Origin of the sequence: Staphylococcus sp. HMSC071G07, from assembly GCF_001811435.1 — a bacterium.
GTDB classification, from domain to species: Bacteria; Bacillota; Bacilli; order Staphylococcales; family Staphylococcaceae; genus Staphylococcus; species Staphylococcus pettenkoferi.
The window spans coordinates 226096-243430 of sequence record NZ_KV804750.1 but is presented as its reverse complement, the minus strand read 5'-3'; the positions used below and the strand labels follow the sequence as shown (position 1 = coordinate 243430).

General features: G+C 39.3%; 17 protein-coding genes and 1 riboswitch (1 of these 18 cut by a window edge). Of the genes, 2 read left to right on the top strand and 15 right to left on the bottom strand.

Annotated features, from left to right (window positions below):
• Positions 1-10 precede the first annotated feature (10 nt).
• The 10 genes from aroC to cmk all read right to left on the bottom strand — a co-directional run bounded on the left by aroC (position 11) and on the right by cmk (position 9867).
• On the bottom strand, positions 11-1177 hold the full coding sequence (gene aroC / locus HMPREF2802_RS01205; protein ID WP_070502497.1) for a chorismate synthase: 1167 nt from the start codon (positions 1175-1177) through the stop codon (positions 11-13).
• Positions 1178-1413: 236 nt separating this feature from the next.
• Positions 1414-1863, bottom strand: a complete 450-nt coding sequence (gene ndk / locus HMPREF2802_RS01200; RefSeq protein WP_002472168.1) for a nucleoside-diphosphate kinase — start codon at positions 1861-1863, stop codon at positions 1414-1416.
• Between the two features lie 91 nt (positions 1864-1954).
• Positions 1955-2908 carry a polyprenyl synthetase family protein gene (locus HMPREF2802_RS01195; protein ID WP_070502496.1) on the bottom strand — a complete coding sequence of 318 codons (954 nt, stop codon included), beginning with the start codon at positions 2906-2908 and terminating at the stop codon, positions 1955-1957.
• Between the two features lie 26 nt (positions 2909-2934).
• Positions 2935-3636: a demethylmenaquinone methyltransferase gene (locus HMPREF2802_RS01190; protein WP_070502495.1), complete on the bottom strand. Its 702-nt coding sequence runs from the start codon at positions 3634-3636 to the stop codon at positions 2935-2937.
• Positions 3637-3653: 17 nt separating this feature from the next.
• Positions 3654-4211, bottom strand: coding sequence for a heptaprenyl diphosphate synthase component 1 (locus HMPREF2802_RS01185; RefSeq protein ID WP_070502494.1), 558 nt, complete (start codon positions 4209-4211; stop codon positions 3654-3656).
• A 584-nt stretch (positions 4212-4795) separates the two neighbouring features.
• Positions 4796-5068 (bottom strand): HU family DNA-binding protein, encoded by a 273-nt coding sequence (locus tag HMPREF2802_RS01180; protein ID WP_002472176.1) that lies wholly within the window; start codon positions 5066-5068, stop codon positions 4796-4798.
• 169 nt (positions 5069-5237) lie between these two features.
• The gene (locus HMPREF2802_RS01175; protein WP_070502493.1) at positions 5238-6236 is read right to left on the bottom strand and encodes an NAD(P)H-dependent glycerol-3-phosphate dehydrogenase; all 999 of its coding nucleotides are present in this window, start codon (positions 6234-6236) and stop codon (positions 5238-5240) included.
• 15 nt (positions 6237-6251) lie between these two features.
• The gene (gene der / locus HMPREF2802_RS01170) at positions 6252-7562 is read right to left on the bottom strand and encodes a ribosome biogenesis GTPase Der (protein WP_002472174.1); all 1311 of its coding nucleotides are present in this window, start codon (positions 7560-7562) and stop codon (positions 6252-6254) included.
• A gap of 212 nt (positions 7563-7774) precedes the next feature.
• The gene (gene rpsA, locus HMPREF2802_RS01165; RefSeq protein WP_070502492.1) at positions 7775-8956 is read right to left on the bottom strand and encodes a 30S ribosomal protein S1; all 1182 of its coding nucleotides are present in this window, start codon (positions 8954-8956) and stop codon (positions 7775-7777) included.
• Positions 8957-9207: 251 nt separating this feature from the next.
• The gene (gene cmk, locus HMPREF2802_RS01160; protein ID WP_002472161.1) at positions 9208-9867 is read right to left on the bottom strand and encodes a (d)CMP kinase; all 660 of its coding nucleotides are present in this window, start codon (positions 9865-9867) and stop codon (positions 9208-9210) included.
• Positions 9868-9945: 78 nt separating this feature from the next.
• On the opposite strand from cmk, the gene HMPREF2802_RS01155 reads away from it, so the two are divergent.
• Positions 9946-10914 carry an asparaginase gene (locus HMPREF2802_RS01155; RefSeq protein WP_049410381.1) on the top strand — a complete coding sequence of 323 codons (969 nt, stop codon included), beginning with the start codon at positions 9946-9948 and terminating at the stop codon, positions 10912-10914.
• A 140-nt stretch (positions 10915-11054) separates the two neighbouring features.
• On the opposite strand, the gene ypdA is transcribed toward HMPREF2802_RS01155, so the two are convergent.
• The 4 genes from ypdA to HMPREF2802_RS01135 all read right to left on the bottom strand — a co-directional run bounded on the left by ypdA (position 11055) and on the right by HMPREF2802_RS01135 (position 16079).
• Complete coding sequence (gene ypdA, locus HMPREF2802_RS01150) at positions 11055-12041, bottom strand: bacillithiol disulfide reductase YpdA (protein WP_070502491.1); 987 nt, start codon at positions 12039-12041, stop codon at positions 11055-11057.
• A gap of 254 nt (positions 12042-12295) precedes the next feature.
• Complete coding sequence (locus HMPREF2802_RS01145) at positions 12296-13606, bottom strand: LysM peptidoglycan-binding domain-containing protein (RefSeq protein ID WP_070502490.1); 1311 nt, start codon at positions 13604-13606, stop codon at positions 12296-12298.
• Positions 13607-13744: 138 nt separating this feature from the next.
• Positions 13745-15124, bottom strand: a complete 1380-nt coding sequence (locus tag HMPREF2802_RS01140; RefSeq protein WP_070502489.1) for a RecQ family ATP-dependent DNA helicase — start codon at positions 15122-15124, stop codon at positions 13745-13747.
• Entirely contained in the window at positions 15105-16079 is a 975-nt protein-coding gene (locus HMPREF2802_RS01135) for a helix-turn-helix domain-containing protein (protein WP_070502488.1), read from the bottom strand. Before HMPREF2802_RS01135 ends, HMPREF2802_RS01140 begins: the two co-directional genes overlap by 20 nt.
• A gap of 199 nt (positions 16080-16278) precedes the next feature.
• Between HMPREF2802_RS01135 and HMPREF2802_RS01130 the strand changes: the two genes are divergently transcribed.
• The gene (locus HMPREF2802_RS01130; protein ID WP_002472145.1) at positions 16279-16527 is read left to right on the top strand and encodes a ferredoxin; all 249 of its coding nucleotides are present in this window, start codon (positions 16279-16281) and stop codon (positions 16525-16527) included.
• Positions 16528-16687: 160 nt separating this feature from the next.
• On the opposite strand, the gene HMPREF2802_RS01125 is transcribed toward HMPREF2802_RS01130, so the two are convergent.
• The gene (locus HMPREF2802_RS01125; RefSeq protein WP_002473179.1) at positions 16688-17233 is read right to left on the bottom strand and encodes an ECF transporter S component; all 546 of its coding nucleotides are present in this window, start codon (positions 17231-17233) and stop codon (positions 16688-16690) included.
• A 65-nt stretch (positions 17234-17298) separates the two neighbouring features.
• A riboswitch (FMN riboswitch) is annotated at positions 17299-17335 on the bottom strand; it runs 211 nt beyond the window's last position.

The following is a 17335-nucleotide window of genomic DNA, read 5'->3' as shown; positions in this document are numbered from 1 at the left end:
CTGCTTTACTTTAAAAGGTTTGGTTAAGTTGACGACGCTCTTGAATTTGATCAATGAGTTGAGACATATGGTTGGCTTGAAATTCCTCGAGAATCGCTTTCGCAATTTCAAATGCGACTACATGTTCAGCTACCACACTTGCTGCTGGAACTGCACAACTATCTGAGCGTTCAATAGACGCTTTAAATGTTTCTTTAGTATTAATATCTACAGAATTGAGTGGTTTATAGAGTGTAGGAATGGGTTTCATGACGCCATTAACGATGATTGGCATACCATTGGACATGCCCCCTTCGAGTCCTCCAAGGTGGTTAGAACCGCGATAGAAGCCTTCTTGCTCACTATATAGGATTTCATCTTGAATTTGACTACCTGGTTTACGAGCTGCGTCAAATCCTTCGCCAAAGCTCACACCTTTGAAAGCATTGATGCTCACTACCCCTTGAGCGATACGTCCGTCGAGTTTACGGTCATAGTGAACGTAACTACCTATTCCAATTGGCATGCCCTCTACAACAGTTTGTACGACACCGCCGATAGAGTCACCAGCTTTCTTCGCCTCGTCAATCTTATCACGCATTTGCTGCGCTATCGATTCGTCGATGACACGAACATCGTTTTGGTCGACACCTTCTTTTAAAGTTTCAAGGTCATAAAGTGATTGATCTGCTACTCCACCGATTTCGACGACACGACTATATAAATGAATGCCTAATTGTGATAATAATATTTTAGCTACAGCACCTACTGCTACACGTGCAGCTGTCTCTCTAGCGGAAGAACGTTCAAGGACGTTACGTAAATCGCGATGGTTGTACTTCATCCCTCCAATGAGATCTGCATGACCAGGTCTTGGTTTCGTAATCACACGTTTCATATTCTCTTGTTCTTCTTCGCTAATCGGCGCGACGCCCATAATTTTACGCCAGTGTGTGAAATCGTCATTAGTCACGACGATAGTAACCGGGCTTCCCAGTGTGTAACCATTGCGTACACCTGAGACAATGTCCACCGCGTCTTTCTCAATCTTCATGCGACGCCCTCGACCATAACCGCCTTGGCGTTTAAACATTTCTTTGTTAATATCTTCTGCTTTCAGTTGTAAATTTGCAGGAACTCCCTCGATGATCACTGTAAGTTGTGGACCGTGGGATTCACCAGATGTTAGAAATCTCATCGTTATGTCACCTCATTCGATAAACTTTCGCGTTAACCTTTATCTTACCATATAGTGAGTTGGAATAGAAAAAGGGCGAGACGGCGACCCTGTACAGGTTAAACGTCTCACCCAGATGACTAGGCTTGAGCCTCAGTTGTAGTTATTAGCTAAAAATGTCACTTACTAAGAAGTAGCTTGTGATGGACAACAGTGTTAGCTCTTCCTAACCTATCACATCAAGTTAGTTGATGTGATTATTCGTACAACCAAGCTTCATTATTTGCAGTGTAGTCACTTAATTCTTCTGGATTGAACCATAAGTTAATTTCTTTATCAGCAGACTCAGTTGAATCTGAACCGTGAATAATGTTACGGCCGATAGTTAAACCAAAGTCACCACGGATTGTACCTGGTGCAGCTTCAGAAGGATTTGTTTCACCGATAATATGACGAGAAACGTCTACTGCATCTTCACCTTCTACAACCATTGCGAATACTGGTGCTGATGTAATGAATGATACAAGACCTTCATAGAAAGGTTTACCTTGGTGTTCAGAGTAATGTGTTTCTGCTAATGAACGAGGTACTGTCATTAATTTCGCACCTACAAGCTTTAATCCTTTACGTTCGATGCGTGAAACGACTTCACCGATAAGGTTACGTTGTACAGCATCTGGTTTTAACATAAGAAATGTTCTTTCCATAATCGTTTGCCTCCTAATATGTATAGAAATAATTTTCTGACTAACCTAAATCATACCAGTTTCACCCTAGGCATTCAACGTTTTTTCAGCCTTAAGTACTGCGTTTACTCATTTTTTGAATGAGTTTTTTGAAAAGTGATTTCGGATGTTCATTGTTCAATGTTTCAATTAAGTGTTCCGCTTTGGCTAAATATTTATCACTGATTTCCTGAGCTGTTTGGATAGAAGAAGATGCTTGGATTGTCGTAATACAAGACTGGAAATCTTCAGCAGGACTCTCAGGACTCAATGCTTCTATCTGAGATTTAAAGGTAGCGTTGTGACGCATTTCAAGTAATACTGGCAAAGTGAGATGGCCATTGAGTAAATCGCTACCTACAGGCTTTCCGAGTTGCTTCTCAGAACTTGTGAAATCAAGAATATCGTCGACAATTTGGAAACTCATTCCGATGTAGTAACCAATCATCTTTAACTTACGTACCGTTTCATCATCGGCACCTGAAGTGATAGCACCTACTTCGGTCGCTAGTTGAATGAGTAGCGCTGTCTTCCGTTTAATACGGCGTAAATAATTGGTCATCGTCTGTTGACTATTGAATTGATCTTGAAATTGGAAGAGTTCTCCCTTACATACATCGATTATCGCGCTAGAAATCACACGATGAACACGCACATCTTCAATTTCAGACATGTGTTCTAAAGCGAGTGCAAGAAGGAAATTTCCTGTGAGGATAGCAGTGTTTTGATCCCACTTCTTAGCGATGGTCAATCTCCCGCGTCGTTTATCACTGCGATCAATAACGTCATCGTGTACGAGTGTGGCCATATGGATGAGTTCGAGTGCTACAGCTACACGATACGTATCTTCACTCATAGATTTTCCAAATTGACTGCTCAAAACGACAAAAACTGGGCGTACACGTTTACCACCAGAAGTAAGAAGATGGTTTGAAGCTTCTTCGAGCACAGCATCATTACTTACTATGGCCTTTTTGAGTCGTTTTTCAATATACTTGATTTCTTTGTTCATGTTTAACTTTGCCACATCGATCACCTTTGGAGTTAGAATATTTACTTATAGCCAAGGTGCATTGCAGCAACGCCACCTGTAAAGCTACGAATCTTAATATGTGAGAAGCCTGCTTGACTAAAGAGTCGTTTCAACTTCTCTTTGTCAGGAAAGTCAAATGTAGATTGTTGAAGCCATTCGTATTCGTCTTTGGACTTAGCGAAGACTTTACCAAAGATTGGCATCACAAATTTGAAATAAAGTTTATACAGTTGCTTGAAGCCTGGAGCAGTCGGTTGACTTGTTTCTAAACAAACGACTTTGCCACCAGGTTTAAGCACACGATAGAGTTCCTTTAATGTCGCTAAATAATCAGGAACATTGCGTAACCCGAAACCAATTGTGACATAATCAAATTCGTTGTCATCAAATGGTAAGTTCATAGCGTCACCATGGACGAGATGGATGTTCGTCATATCTTTCGTCTTCTTCTTACCTACTTCGAGCATGTTCTCACTGAAATCGAGTCCAGTTACTTCACCAGTAGGCCCTACAGCTTTACTGAGCGCAATCGTCCAGTCTGCCGTACCACAACAAACATCTAAGGCTTTACTCCCTCTCTTGACGTTCATTTCTTTCATCACACTTTTACGCCATAGTTTGTGTTGTTCGAAACTTATAATATTATTTAAGCGATCGTATTTACCAGAAATGTTCTGAAATACGTGATGCACTTGCTCTTTTTTAGCTTTATTTTCAGTCATATTGTCTACCTCATTTATTAAATATGTCTTGCTTCTAATTCTTGCAACATAGCATCGAGTTCTTCACGAGAATACTGCGATAGATAAGATGGATGGTATGCTTTCAAGTCAGTAACGATTTGTTGATTAACCTGTTCGTAATCGACGTGAGGTGAGAAGTACTTTAAGGTAATCATCGGAAATTCGCTTTCTATAGTTAAAATGGCTTGAAGCAATGCTTCGTTGGAAAGCACACGTTGATGAATCGATGATTTCAATTCGTTGATTCTAACGATAGCTGAACTGATTTGTTGTTGAAACTGGGGTTCGTTGAGTTCAGCTAATAACGTGTAGAAATGCGCACTTAATAGATCACCTATGAGAATAGCATTTTTTGATAAATGTTTATTGGTTATCGAATCTAAATGACGCATCGCAGTATCGATAGCGAGGCAAGCTAATTTAGCTTGAACTGGAATATCGTACTGGTCTAAAAGTTGACCCAAACTTTGATTATAATCGATGGGTTCATATGTATTTACACCTTTAAGGCGTTCTTTAATTTGCTGTTCGAGTAAATTGTATGTAGAATCCATGCTTACACCTCACGTTAGTATCACTATACATGTTAACATTATACGCCTAAAAATTAAATCAGTGTAACTCAAATCTCTAGTGGGTTGTAGGAATTTATATTTTTTAACTCAAGTGGGAAGATATTCTCATTAATTCATCCTACGTGGAAAATGACGGAGACCCTGTAATACACAATAGTGCGCCTATATGAATACAATGTATATAGTATAGCTGAAGTGTTAATGCGTGTCACAGCGAGTCTCTACACATTTTATGCAAAGCGATATGTATCACCACAATGAATGCAATAAAAAGTGAGATATCTCCACACAAATAGTTGTGGTTAGAGATATCTCACCGAACGATAAGCGCGTGAAACTGATAGTGAGCTATGTATGTTCAATGGTAACTAGTTTGAACAAGGGGCACGAAGTCTTCACAAGTAATCACAAAGAACTTCTCCCCCACGATCAAATACTTCACTTACGCTTAACAAAGATTAAGAGGTAGGGTTAGCACTATGAATCTCAATAGACGGTACTCGTCTCTCATCATGATCAACTTCATAAGCGTTAGCCCCTACCTCTTCTTGGTAAGTAAAGAATTATTTAACTGCGTCTTTTAAAGCTTTACCAGCTTTGAATGCTGGAACTTTGCTTGCAGGGATATCAATTTCTTTACCTGTTTGAGGGTTACGACCTTTACGTGCAGCACGTTCGCGTACCTCAAAGTTACCGAAACCAATTAATTGTACCTTTTCACCTTTAGAAAGTGAAGATTGAATTGATTCGAATACTGCATCTACAGCAGCGTTAGCGTCTTTTTTAGTTAAATCAGCTTGTTCTGCTACAGCATTGATTAAATCTGTCTTATTCATTACAAGTTCACCTCCCCTAGGATTGATAATGATACCTTAATATCATTATGCTATGACTTTAACACACGCATCACTGTCACTGCAATGATTTATACGCAAAATAGGCCCTATTTATAAGAATTTTATTAAAAGTGAACCTTAATTTTATCAAAAGTGTAATTATGCTAAATTATTCTGCTTTTTTATCGCGGCCCATTAAGTAAGCCACACTTTGATCAACTGGTTTATCATCGAACAATACGCCATATAGCGCGTTCGTAATTGGCATGTCTACATGTTGTTCTTCGGCAAGATCGTGTACAGATTTGGTTGTGTAGATCCCTTCCACGACCATATTCATTTCGTTTAGAGCTTCATCTAAAGTCAAACCTTGACCCAACTTATAACCCAACGTGAAGTTACGTGAATGTGTGGATGTACAAGTTACGATGAGATCACCAATACCTCCAAGACCTAAGAATGTCATCGGGTCAGCACCAAGCTGCTCGCCCAGACGACTAATTTCAGCTAAACCTCGAGTGATTAGCGCTGCTTTCGCATTGTCACCATAACCCATGCCAGCTACGACACCGCTAGCGATCGCGATGACGTTCTTTAAAGCGCCCCCAAGTTCTACGCCGACTAAATCATCATTAGTATATACGCGTAGATAGTTGTTCATAAATAAATCTTGAATGAGTTGACTTACTTCTGATGATTTAGAAGAAGCAGCAACAGTTGTCGGTTGTTTAATCACGACTTCTTCTGCGTGACTTGGACCTGATAACACGCCAATACCGCCATTATACTCAGGCGCTAATGCATCTTCAATCATCTCGGATACGCGTTTGAACGTGTCATTCTCGATACCTTTCGCCACGTGGATAAATGTCTTCTTACCATTTAGTAAGCCATCAATTTGACCCACGACCTCACGAATCGCTTTCGTAGGTAATGCGATTAAGTAGATATCCGCAAAGTCAACAGCTTCTTGAAGGTTTGCTGTCGCTCGTATAGCTGGATTAAGTTGTGCTTCCTTTAAATAACGTGAATTCTGATGACGTTCGTTAATATCAGTAATAGATTGCTCATTCTTTCCCCACATGAGGACACTATGGTCGTTCTCGGCTAGCACGTTTGCTAGTGCTGTACCGAAACTGCCCATTCCAAATACTGTCACATTAGACATCTCGACCCCTCCTACTTAGTTTCTCTTTCTCGGTATAATGTGTACGGGTGTACCTTCAAAGCCAAATGCATCTCGGATTTGGTTCTCTAAATAACGCTTATAAGAGAAGTGCATCAATTCGACATCGTTAACGAAGACGATGAAAGTGGGCGGTTCGATAGCCACTTGAGTTGCGTAGAAGACGTTCAGTCGTCTGCCTTTATCAGTAGGCGTTGGGTTCATCGTAATCGCGTCTGTGACTACTTCGTTAAGCGTTGAGCTCTTCACACGTTTCTTATGATTTGCGCTTGCTTCATTGATATAAGGGAAGATCGTTGTTAGACGTTTGCTTTCTTTAGCTGAAACGTAAGCGATTTGCGCATAGTCTAAGAATTGGAACTCTTGGCGTACTTTATCTGTAAAACGTTTCATCGTATTGCTGTCTTTCTCAACGGTATCCCATTTGTTCACGACGATGACAATCGCTTTACCTTCCTCATGCGCATAGCCAGCGACGCGTTTATCTTGTTCAATGATTCCTTGCTCTGCATCAAGCACAACGAGAACCACATTAGAACGTTCAATGGCTTTCAGCGCACGTAATACAGAATACTTTTCCGTGGATTCATACACTTTCCCTTTTTTACGCATACCTGCCGTATCAATTAAGACGTAATCTTGACCTTGATAAGTATATTCTGTATCAACTGCGTCTCGTGTCGTACCTGCTACATTAGAAACGATGACACGTTCTTCGCCGAGTATCGCGTTGATTAAGCTAGATTTCCCAACGTTCGGACGGCCAATGATAGATAAGCGAATGGTATCTTCATCATAAGGTTCTGGTTCTTCTTTAGGAAAATGCTTCACGACTTCATCTAGCAAGTCACCTAAGCCTAATCCATGGGAGCCAGAAATCGGATAAGGATCGCCGAATCCAAGTGCGTAGAAATCATAAATATCATTGCGCATTTCTGGGTTGTCCACTTTATTCACTGCTAGCACGACAGGTTTCTTAGATTTATAAAGCATTTGAGCTACCATTTCATCGCTTTGAGAAAGACCTTCACGTACGTTGACCATAAAGATTATGACATCAGCTTCGTCAATCGCTATTTCAGCTTGTGCTCTAATTTGTGTTTGAAAAGGTGCATCGCCAATTTCGATGCCACCTGTATCGATAAGGTTGAATTCATGTGTGAGCCATTCTCCGCCAGCATAAATTCGATCTCGGGTTACGCCCGGTGTATCTTCAACAATCGATACACGTTCGCCCACAACCCTATTAAAAATCGTAGACTTGCCGACATTTGGACGGCCTACAATAGCTACAACAGGTTTCGTCATATGGAACTTCCTCTCTACTTTAATCTATATCATTCTATCATAACGTGTAGTAAAGCTAAAGAAATACTAGAAGTACGTCCATGTTTTAAAAATTATCTAGATTTAAGATAAATATAGCTCCTTGAGTATTTAGAAAGAAAAATAGCGGCATATCAAAAAACGGTTGGTGACATCATCACCAACCGCTTTACAGAGCTATAAATCATTCAACATTAGAATTTAAAGTCTTTCAATTTATCTCCGAAGACATCACCGATTGTAGGATTGTCTTCGTCTTCTGATTTACTTGAAAGGTAGCTTTCAGTAGTTTCTTCATCACTTTCGATAACGTCTTCAGCTGGGAGAGTTGCTTTAATTGAAAGTGAAATACGTTCTTCATCTACATTGATACCAAGGATTTTCACTGAAACAGCTTGTCCTGGTTCTAATACTTCGCTTGGAGTACCGATGTGTTTGTGACTGATTTCTGAAATGTGCACAAGGCCTTGTACACCAGCACTGATTTCAACGAATGCACCGAAGTTAACGAGACGTACTACAGTACCTTCGATAGTGTCACCTTCGTTAAATTGTCCTTTAATCGCTTCAAATGGACTTGGTAACGTATCTTTAATAGATAGAGAAATACGTTCGTTCTCTTTATCTACAGATTTCACTTTAACTTTCACTTCGTCACCGATAGATACGGCATCTTCAGGTTTTTCAACATGCTCATGAGATAATTCAGATACGTGAACTAAGCCGTCAACGCCACCGATATCAACGAATGCACCAAAGTTAGTTAAGCGAGCAATCTTACCGTCGATAACGTCGCCTTCTTGTAGCGAATCAAATAATTTTTCTTTTTTCTCAGCATTTTCAAGCTCTTCTACAGCTTTATGACTTAAGATTACACGATTGTTTGCTGGGTCAAGTTCTTCTACTTTTAATTTTAAAGTTTGACCTTCATAGTCTGAGAAATCTTCGATATATTCAGTTGAAATTAATGAAGCAGGTACGAAACCACGTTGGCCTACGTCTACAACTAAGCCACCTTTAACTACTTCAGTAACTTCTGCTTCAATAGTTTCATTGTTATCGAGTTTTTCTTGTAAAAACTCATAAGATTTTTCAGTTTCTAATTGACGTTTAGATAAAATATAAGCACCTGTTTCGTTCTCATCGTCAATTTCAATTTTAGTTACGTAAGCACCAATTTCGTCGCCTACTTTAACTGCTTCTTTAGGGTCATCAATACGGTGTGTAGATAATTGGCTAATAGGGATAATACCATTAAATTTACCACCGTTCACATGTACGATTACTTGCTTATCTTCAATCTCTTGTACCTCAGCAGTAACCTTGTCTCTCTCTTTAATGTCTGTAATCATCGATTCATTGAATTCTTCAGTCATCTTGTCTGCCTCCTTATACACTACATAGTTATAACATCTTATAATCAGACAGAATTGTCAAGAAATTCCCCTTTATCGCGGGAATTCTATGCTAGCGCATTTATAAATTATGATCTATGTGTGAATGCTGTCTCAAATTATTTAATAATGAATTCTATGACTCAATTTCCACACCTTTACTTATATCATATACCCCACTTTGACACGTCTATAAACGTCTTTTGGGAGATTAATTCGCTATTTCGACTAACTTATTGAATGTTATTAACTAATTGTAGGATTTCCTGAGTGACTTCTTCGATAGATTTGCCTGTAGTATCAAGTGTGACTGCGTCTTCAGCTTTTTGTAACGGTGAGATGTCGCGATTCATATCATACTCATCACGTTCAGCAATTTCACGTTTGAGTTGTTCTAATGTTGATTCAATACCGCGTTCTTCGTTGTCTAATTGTCTACGGTGCGCACGCTCCTCTACAGAAGCCACCATATAAACCTTTAATTCAGCGTCTGGAAGTACCACCGTTCCGATATCGCGGCCATCCATCACAATGCCCTTTTGACGTGCGAGCTCTTGTTGCTTATTTACCGCAAAATGTCTCACAGGTTCTTTAGAAGCGACGTAGGAAACGTGTTGAGTAACATCATTCTCACGTAGATAATCTGTGACATCATTGCCATCTAAAAGAACAAGTTGCCCTTTTTCTCCATCATAAGTAAGTTCCAATGTCGTTTCGTTAACTAACGCTGCGAAATCTTCAGGTTGCCCTTGTTGAAGATATTTATAAGTAATCGCACGATACATCGCTCCTGTATCGACATAAATCATAGATAATTGAGCAGCCACACGTTTGGCGATTGTACTTTTACCAGCAGCTGCTGGACCATCTAAAGCAATATTGATTCTCTCCATTAATATAACCCTTTCTTGTTGAATTATAGATAATATTCTATCATATTAAGGTAAGTTATTTATAGGAGGAATACCCACATGAAGCAACTTCTTGTTATCCATACTGGTGGTACGATTAGCATGTCCCAGAATGAAGCGAATCAGGTTACGACAAATGACGTAAACCCTATTTCAAGTCAACAGGAAATCATCCGTCGTTACGCGCAAATTGATGAACGTATGCCTTTTAACGTCCCTTCCCCACACATGAATACGGAATACGTGAGTCAACTCAAAGATATGATTATTCAAGCTGAACAAGACGCGAAATATGATGGCTATGTCATCACTCACGGCACAGATACGTTAGAAGAGACTGCTTTCTTACTCGATTTGACATTGGATGTTTCCAAACCCATTGTACTTACTGGAGCGATGCGTTCTTCAAACGAAATCGGTGCAGATGGCTTATATAATTATATGAGTGCGATACGTGTCGCATCGAATGATGATGCCTATGATAAAGGTGTGATGGTCGTTTTTAATGACGAAATTCATACAGCACGTAATGTGACTAAAACACATACCTCAAATACAGATACTTTCAAAAGTCCGAGTCATGGCCCTTTAGGTATAGTGACAAAGACAAGTGTGCAGTTCTTTCATACGCCTTATCTGCAACATGTGTACCCGTCTATCAATAGTCAGATGAATGTACCTTTAATCAAGGCTTACATGGGTATGCCGAGTGATGTCTTACACTATTATGTAGAGCGCAAGGTAGATGGCATAGTAATAGAAGCATTAGGCCAAGGTAATTTACCTCCTAGTGCGTTATCTGGTGTAGATGCTTGCTTAGCTCAAGACATTCCTATTGTGCTGGTGTCGCGTTCAATGAAAGGTGTTGTTGCGCCTATTTATAGTTACGAAGGTGGCGGCGTTGATTTAGAACAGAGAGGTGTCATATTCTCTAATGGCTTAAATGGCCCTAAAGCCCGTCTCAAATTATTGGTTGGTTTAAGCAATCATCTTGATTATGACAGTCTTACTACGTATTTTAATAGTTAATGTGTAAGAATTTTAGAGGGTAAAATGCGTGAGTTAGTGGATGATCATTTGTACGATTAATAGCACTATGATACGAAGAAAGCCATAAGCTAAAGTGTGCAATGTCACTTAGCTTATGGCTTATTTTATAAGTTAAGAAATTATGATTCGAGCGGCGTTTGTTTTTTAGCTAAAATGCTTTGAGTGATGATGCCGCCATGATATTTACCATTTTCAATAAAAATCGTATTGGCATCGTTACCTGCTGCGATAACGCCAGCAATGAAGCAGTTCTCAACATTAGTCTCGAACGTTTCACGGTTATAAACAGGTGCTGTACCGTATTCGTTCGTATGAATATCAATGTCGATAGATTGTAAGAAATCATAGTCTGGATGGTAACCAATCATCGCAAAGACATGATCGTTAGGAATTTCGTGTGTTTCGCCCTCTTGTTCGTAAACCACACTATCTTCAGTGATACGTGTCACGTTGGCATTGAAGTGCATGTCAATCTTCTCATGTCTCACGAGAGATTCGAAATTAGGTAAGATCCACGGTTTAATGGCTTTCGGATAATGATCCCCACGGTATAGAACTGTCACATTCGCGCCAGCTTTCTCAAGTTCGAGTGCTGCGTCGACTGCTGAGTTCTTACCACCGATAATGGCAACATCTTGGTTGAAGAATGGATGCGCTTCTTTGAAGTAATGAGAGACTTTAGATAATTCCGCCCCTTCGACTTCAAGCGTGTTATGTTGACCGTAGTAACCTGTTGCCACAGTTAAGAAGCGAGACTGATAAACACCCTTCGTTGTTGTAATCGTAAAACGGTTGTCCACTTTATTGACTTTCAATACTTCTTCAAACGGATTGACGCGTAATTGATGATGTTTGACTACTTCACGATAGTAAACGAGTGCCTGATTACGGCGTGGTTTACTTTCTTCAACTATAAACGGAATATCGCCTATGCTTAATTTATCACTAGATGAGAAGAATGTTTGATGTGTAGGATAATTATAAATAGCTTCAACTACATTGCCTTTTTCAATAACAAGTGTATCAATACCTTTTTTCTTTTGTTCAATTGCAGCGCTTAGACCACAAGGGCCGCCACCGATAATAATACTTTCTACTGTTTCCATAACAGTTAGCCCTCCTTTTACCACTCATCTATTATACCAGTACATTTATTAAAACCAAATGATTGATTTGTGAACAATATAGATATGTAATTGAAAGGAGCTCAGTAGCGATAATACCAGTAATTTAAGAACGGACAAATCACTTTATGAGTTACTTGAGAAGCGGTGTATACAATGATAGCTCGAGATAATTTCTCAACAAAAAAGTGAGATAGAAAGCGCAATGCTTTCTATCTCACTCGCCCTCATATCTATTATTGAGGAATAACTAAACGTTGACCATTATGAATGTTGTTACCTTGGATGTTGTTGGCTTTACGGATTTTTTCAACGTTTTCTGGTGAACCGTTACCGTAATATTGGATTGCGATACGGTATAAGTTTTGACCTTGTACTACGTGAGTACGTTGGCCGTTAGAATTTGTTGATTGGTTACCATTTTGACCTTGACCATTTTGTTGACCATTAGAGTTGCCATTTTGACCTTGGCCTTGACCTTGGTTTTGGCCGTTGTTAGCAGTAGCTTGACCATTTTGTTGACCATTGTTTTGTGATTGGTCATTACCTTGGTTGCCATTGTTGTTGTTAGCAGAAGCGTTGTTATCACTATCATTGTCGCCTGCTGCTGCTTTATCTTTATCAGACTTATCTTTATCTGATTTATCCTTGTCAGCTTTGTCTTTGTCTGACTTATCTTTGTCGCTGTCTTTATCAGATTTGCTGTCGTTAGATTTCTTATCTTTGTCAGATTTATTTGTATCGTGGTTGGCTGTTTTATTATCATTATGACTCTTATGGTCATTGTGATTTAAAGCCATGCCACCAAAGATAGCAAGTGCTGCTAAGATCAGAATTGCAGCGATGATTGGTAACAAGATACCTAGTAAGCCTTTTTTCTTCTTACCATCGCGATGATCATTATGCTTAGGATCTTTGTTATGACCGTGGTTAGATGCTGCTTTAGCAGTTCCAGCTGCACCTGCACCCGCAGCGCCAGCTCCTGCCGCTCCAGCTGCTTTCTTACCAGTGCTACCTTTGTCATTAGGTGATTTGTTTGACGCTTTCGCATCATGTTTATCACCTTTATGGTTATCATGAAGTTTCTTTGCACCTACTGCACTTGCACCTGCCGCAGCAGTACCACCAGCAACAGCGGCACCTTTCTTACCTTTATTGGATTTCTCTTCACGACGCGCTTTCTCTTCTTCTGTTAATCTGTTGTCATCAGTCATCTTACTTGCATCTTGACGTTCTGTAGAAGATTCAGCGCCTTGATGACGTGTCTGTTGAGCTGAACTTTCATGATTGCGATCATGTTTGTCATCAGCTACAGCATGATCTTCATGTTGTGTGTGTTCATCATGGTCGTTCTGATTTGTCGCTTTATCTCTACGACGTTGGCGACGTTGTGCATTACGTGGCGGGAATTGTTCGTCCGCGTGATCTTTAACATCGTCCTTATGGTCTTCGACAGTTTCTTTAACATCGTCTTGATGTTTGTCAGCGTCGATAGACTGACGATTCTTTTCAAATTCGTCTCTAAAGTTATTGGACACAAGTCTCATCCTTTCTATGTAGTGTGTTATTATCTCTTGTTTATACTGTATACCCTATGTGCATAGAGATATGTATAAAAAAGCACGAAATATGCTAACTAAATAGTATTATAGCTCTAAACCCCGTCATATCAAAGCGGAAACATGTTATTCAAATAAATTATTTAGTTTTTCAACATATGTCATTCGTCTTTTTACCTTTTTACGATTAAGAATGGTTAAAAATTCAAAGTTCGTGTCATTGTCACAACAAATATTTGGACGGTGAGTAAGCGTTTCGGAAAAATAGTTGAGTAAAAAGGCGCGTCGACACGACGTTAAATGCTTATACTGCATCATTTTTTGATAACCGAATTGTTTACGCTTTGAAGCGGTATTAAAAATCTCGTTGATTTCATCATATTGATAGCGCATTAGTAAAGTCTCGATAATGTTACTTTTAAAATCATCGAGAAGTCGACCTTGCTGATGAAGCTGAATATCTTCTTCAAGAATCGCATCACTAAACAGAATTGTCTCAAGAAGAAACGCATCATCAGGTTGAAATAAACTGATCGCTTGGCTCGGCTGACCATCTCGTCCTGCCCGACCAATCTCTTGTAGATAACTGGATGGGCTCGGTGAGAGATGGAAATGGATAACTGTACGAATATCTGGTTTATTGACGCCCATACCGAAAGCACTAGTTGCAACGATAATAGGAATATGATTCTGAATAAATTGATCTTGAACGGATTGACGTTCTTGATAACTCAAATCACCGTGGTAGATGCCTGTTAAGTACCCTTCTTGATAAATCGCACGAGCGAGTTGCAAACACATCTTCTTGCTCGAGACATAAATAATCGTCGGCCCTGAATGTTCGATAAACTCAAGTAGCCAGTCAATCTTCTGTTGTTCATCTTGAAAGTTAAAATGCGTAAAACTAATGTTGTCACGGTTCATCGTTGTCTTAACAACTTTGAATTGACGGTTAAGAATGTGTTCGAGATCCTTCTCTAAACTTGGCGGCGCTGTTGCTGTTAAAGCGAGTATAGGCGTTTGCGGATAGCGATCAGTAAGCTGACCTATCAAGGCATAGTGCGGTCTGAAATCATAACCCCATTCTGATAAACAATGTGCTTCATCCAGAACAATTAGGCCGAAATGAATATTTTTCAATAACTTCATTCGATGAGATTGCAGAATAAATTCCGGACTTAGAAAGATAAAGCGACTATGCGGTAACATCTTTATATTCTGGTATCGTTCAGATTCATTCATACCAGAGTGAATGTAGCATACACGTGATTCACCTTGCGCTTTCAGTTGCATCACTTGATCATCCATGAGTGAAATTAAGGGCGAAATAATCAAGGTAGGCTGTTGCTTAATATACGTAGGTAGTTGATAACATAGACTTTTACCACTACCTGTGGGCAAGATGCCTAGCGTATGCTGGCCGTTGAGAATAGACTGAATCACCTCAGCTTGACCTGGCTTAAATTGTTCAAAGCCGAAATAGGCTTTAAGTGCTTGCTTTAACACTGACGTCCCCTCTTTCTATACCTACAATCATAAGCTTAATGGCGAAATAAGTTAAATTTGGAAATGCTTCTTTATAAACTTTGAGTCTCGCATCTGACTGTTGTTGGTAAAATGTATTGAAAGCTGCGAGGTCTTCGCTAGATACAAAGGTTGAATAGTTATTTAAATAGCCTTTAATAAACATTTCAAGTAAATGATCTTCTATCGTATTGAGCTTGACGTTTTGAATGTTTGCAATTTGTTCGAGCGATTGTCTTTTACGTAAAAGTTGTAATGATTTAAATGTATTATGTGATAATGAGGGCAGCATGATGAACTGGGATAATATAGGATATGTAGACTTATCTTCCAACGCTTTAACACATAGGACTAACTCATTGTATTCTTGGAGCTTGATGTCTGAGAGAGGCTCACCTTCAATGAGACTCACCTGCTGACTTGTATTCATACTATCTTCATAACCGGTTAAGTAATAATGCAGTACAGAATGCGTCATTTCTGAGTTTAACTGTTGAAAAAGCTGATAAATTTCTGACTGAGCGTCTGTTTCGAGATGTTGCGCGCGCACTTCTTGAAAGACGTGTTTCACGCGTTGTTGGATATGGCGTTGCTCTGTGATTGGCGTAAATTGATATGTATCGTGTACGTGATGTGAGAGTGTTTGCACAAAAAGTTGCAGTGCTTTGAAAGTCAGCACTAAACTTTCGAAAGTATGTCTAGGATGAATGTAGATTGTCGGGTTATTGTCCTCGTAATTGTTCTGAAATTCCTCAAAAAATCGCTCAAACGACGTATATTTTAAATGAGGTAAACTATGATATAATGACAATAATTGTTGACTAGAGGCATCAAAAAAGGTTTGATGAGATTTTTTACCTGTGATAATATTGTATATGCTTTTTGCAGTCTTATGATGGTGGGCATGTGTTAATGCGTAATAAATTAGTGCTTTCATATGTCTCCCTCATTGAATTTGTACAGATACGTTGAAAATTAAGTATGCTGTACTTAAAATATTAGATAGCAACGTATTATTCAACATCAAACGAAATCGTAGCAGTTACATGGCTAATGTGAACGATGATGCTCAAAAGCCATGACTACTTATAGATTATGTCATTAGTTTAGCATTTTTATCAAAGGAGGCGAAGAGATTGGCTAAATACACAATTGTAGACATGGATACTTGCATAGCGTGTGGTGCATGTGGTGCCGCTGCCCCTGATATATACGACTATGACGACGAAGGTATTGCTTATGTCATATTAGATGACAACCAAGGTACTGAACCTGTACCTGAAGAATTATACGAAGATATGGAAGATGCTTTAGAAGGTTGCCCTACTGATTCTATTAAGATTGAAGAAGAATCCTTTGATGGTGACCCATTGAAATTCGAATAAAGTGTAACAACAGTGTTGAGACTGTTAAACATAGATGATGCCTGGGCATAGATGTGCTCAGGTTTTTTCATGTTTGAAATGCTTTTAATAGTTAAAAACAAGCTACGTCATCGAAGTGATCACGTAGCTCATCAGTTACTGTGTAATGAATTTAATGCGTTTACGGTTTCAGTACATTTTTTAAACGTTTGTATAATAATAAGAAGATAATCGAAATGACAATCCCTTTGATGATGTTAAATGGTATCACACCAGATAGTACGATGATTTTAACATTTTTAACAATATCGTCTAGGTTAACAATCATGCCGTAAAGCGGTAATAGCACAAAGTAGTTGAGAATACTAAGCACGATGGTCATCACGATAGTAGCGCTAATTAGACCTATAATCATTGACTTCCAAGTATTGTGACGGCGTGCAACAAAGTATGCAGTGAGAATGAAACTTGCTGCAGCGAGGAAGTTTGCCAGTGGCCCAACAGGCTCACTAATGTTGACGATTAAATGTAAGATGTTCTTAATCGCTTCGACAACAACACCGGCTACAGGGCCTAGTGTAAATGTAGCGAGTAAAGCGGGTACATCGCTGATATCAAGTGTTAAATATGGTGGTAGAAACGGTAATGGAACGCGAATCCACATGAGGATAAAGCCGATTGCACTAAGCATGCTAATCGTTATGAGCCGTTTCGTTTGTTTCTGCATTGAATATTCTACTCCTTTCATTCATCTTACAAAGAATAGGAGGAATGATTGCAACACAAAGAAACCTCCATCTTCTCCCATCCAGACTATACTGTCGGCTCT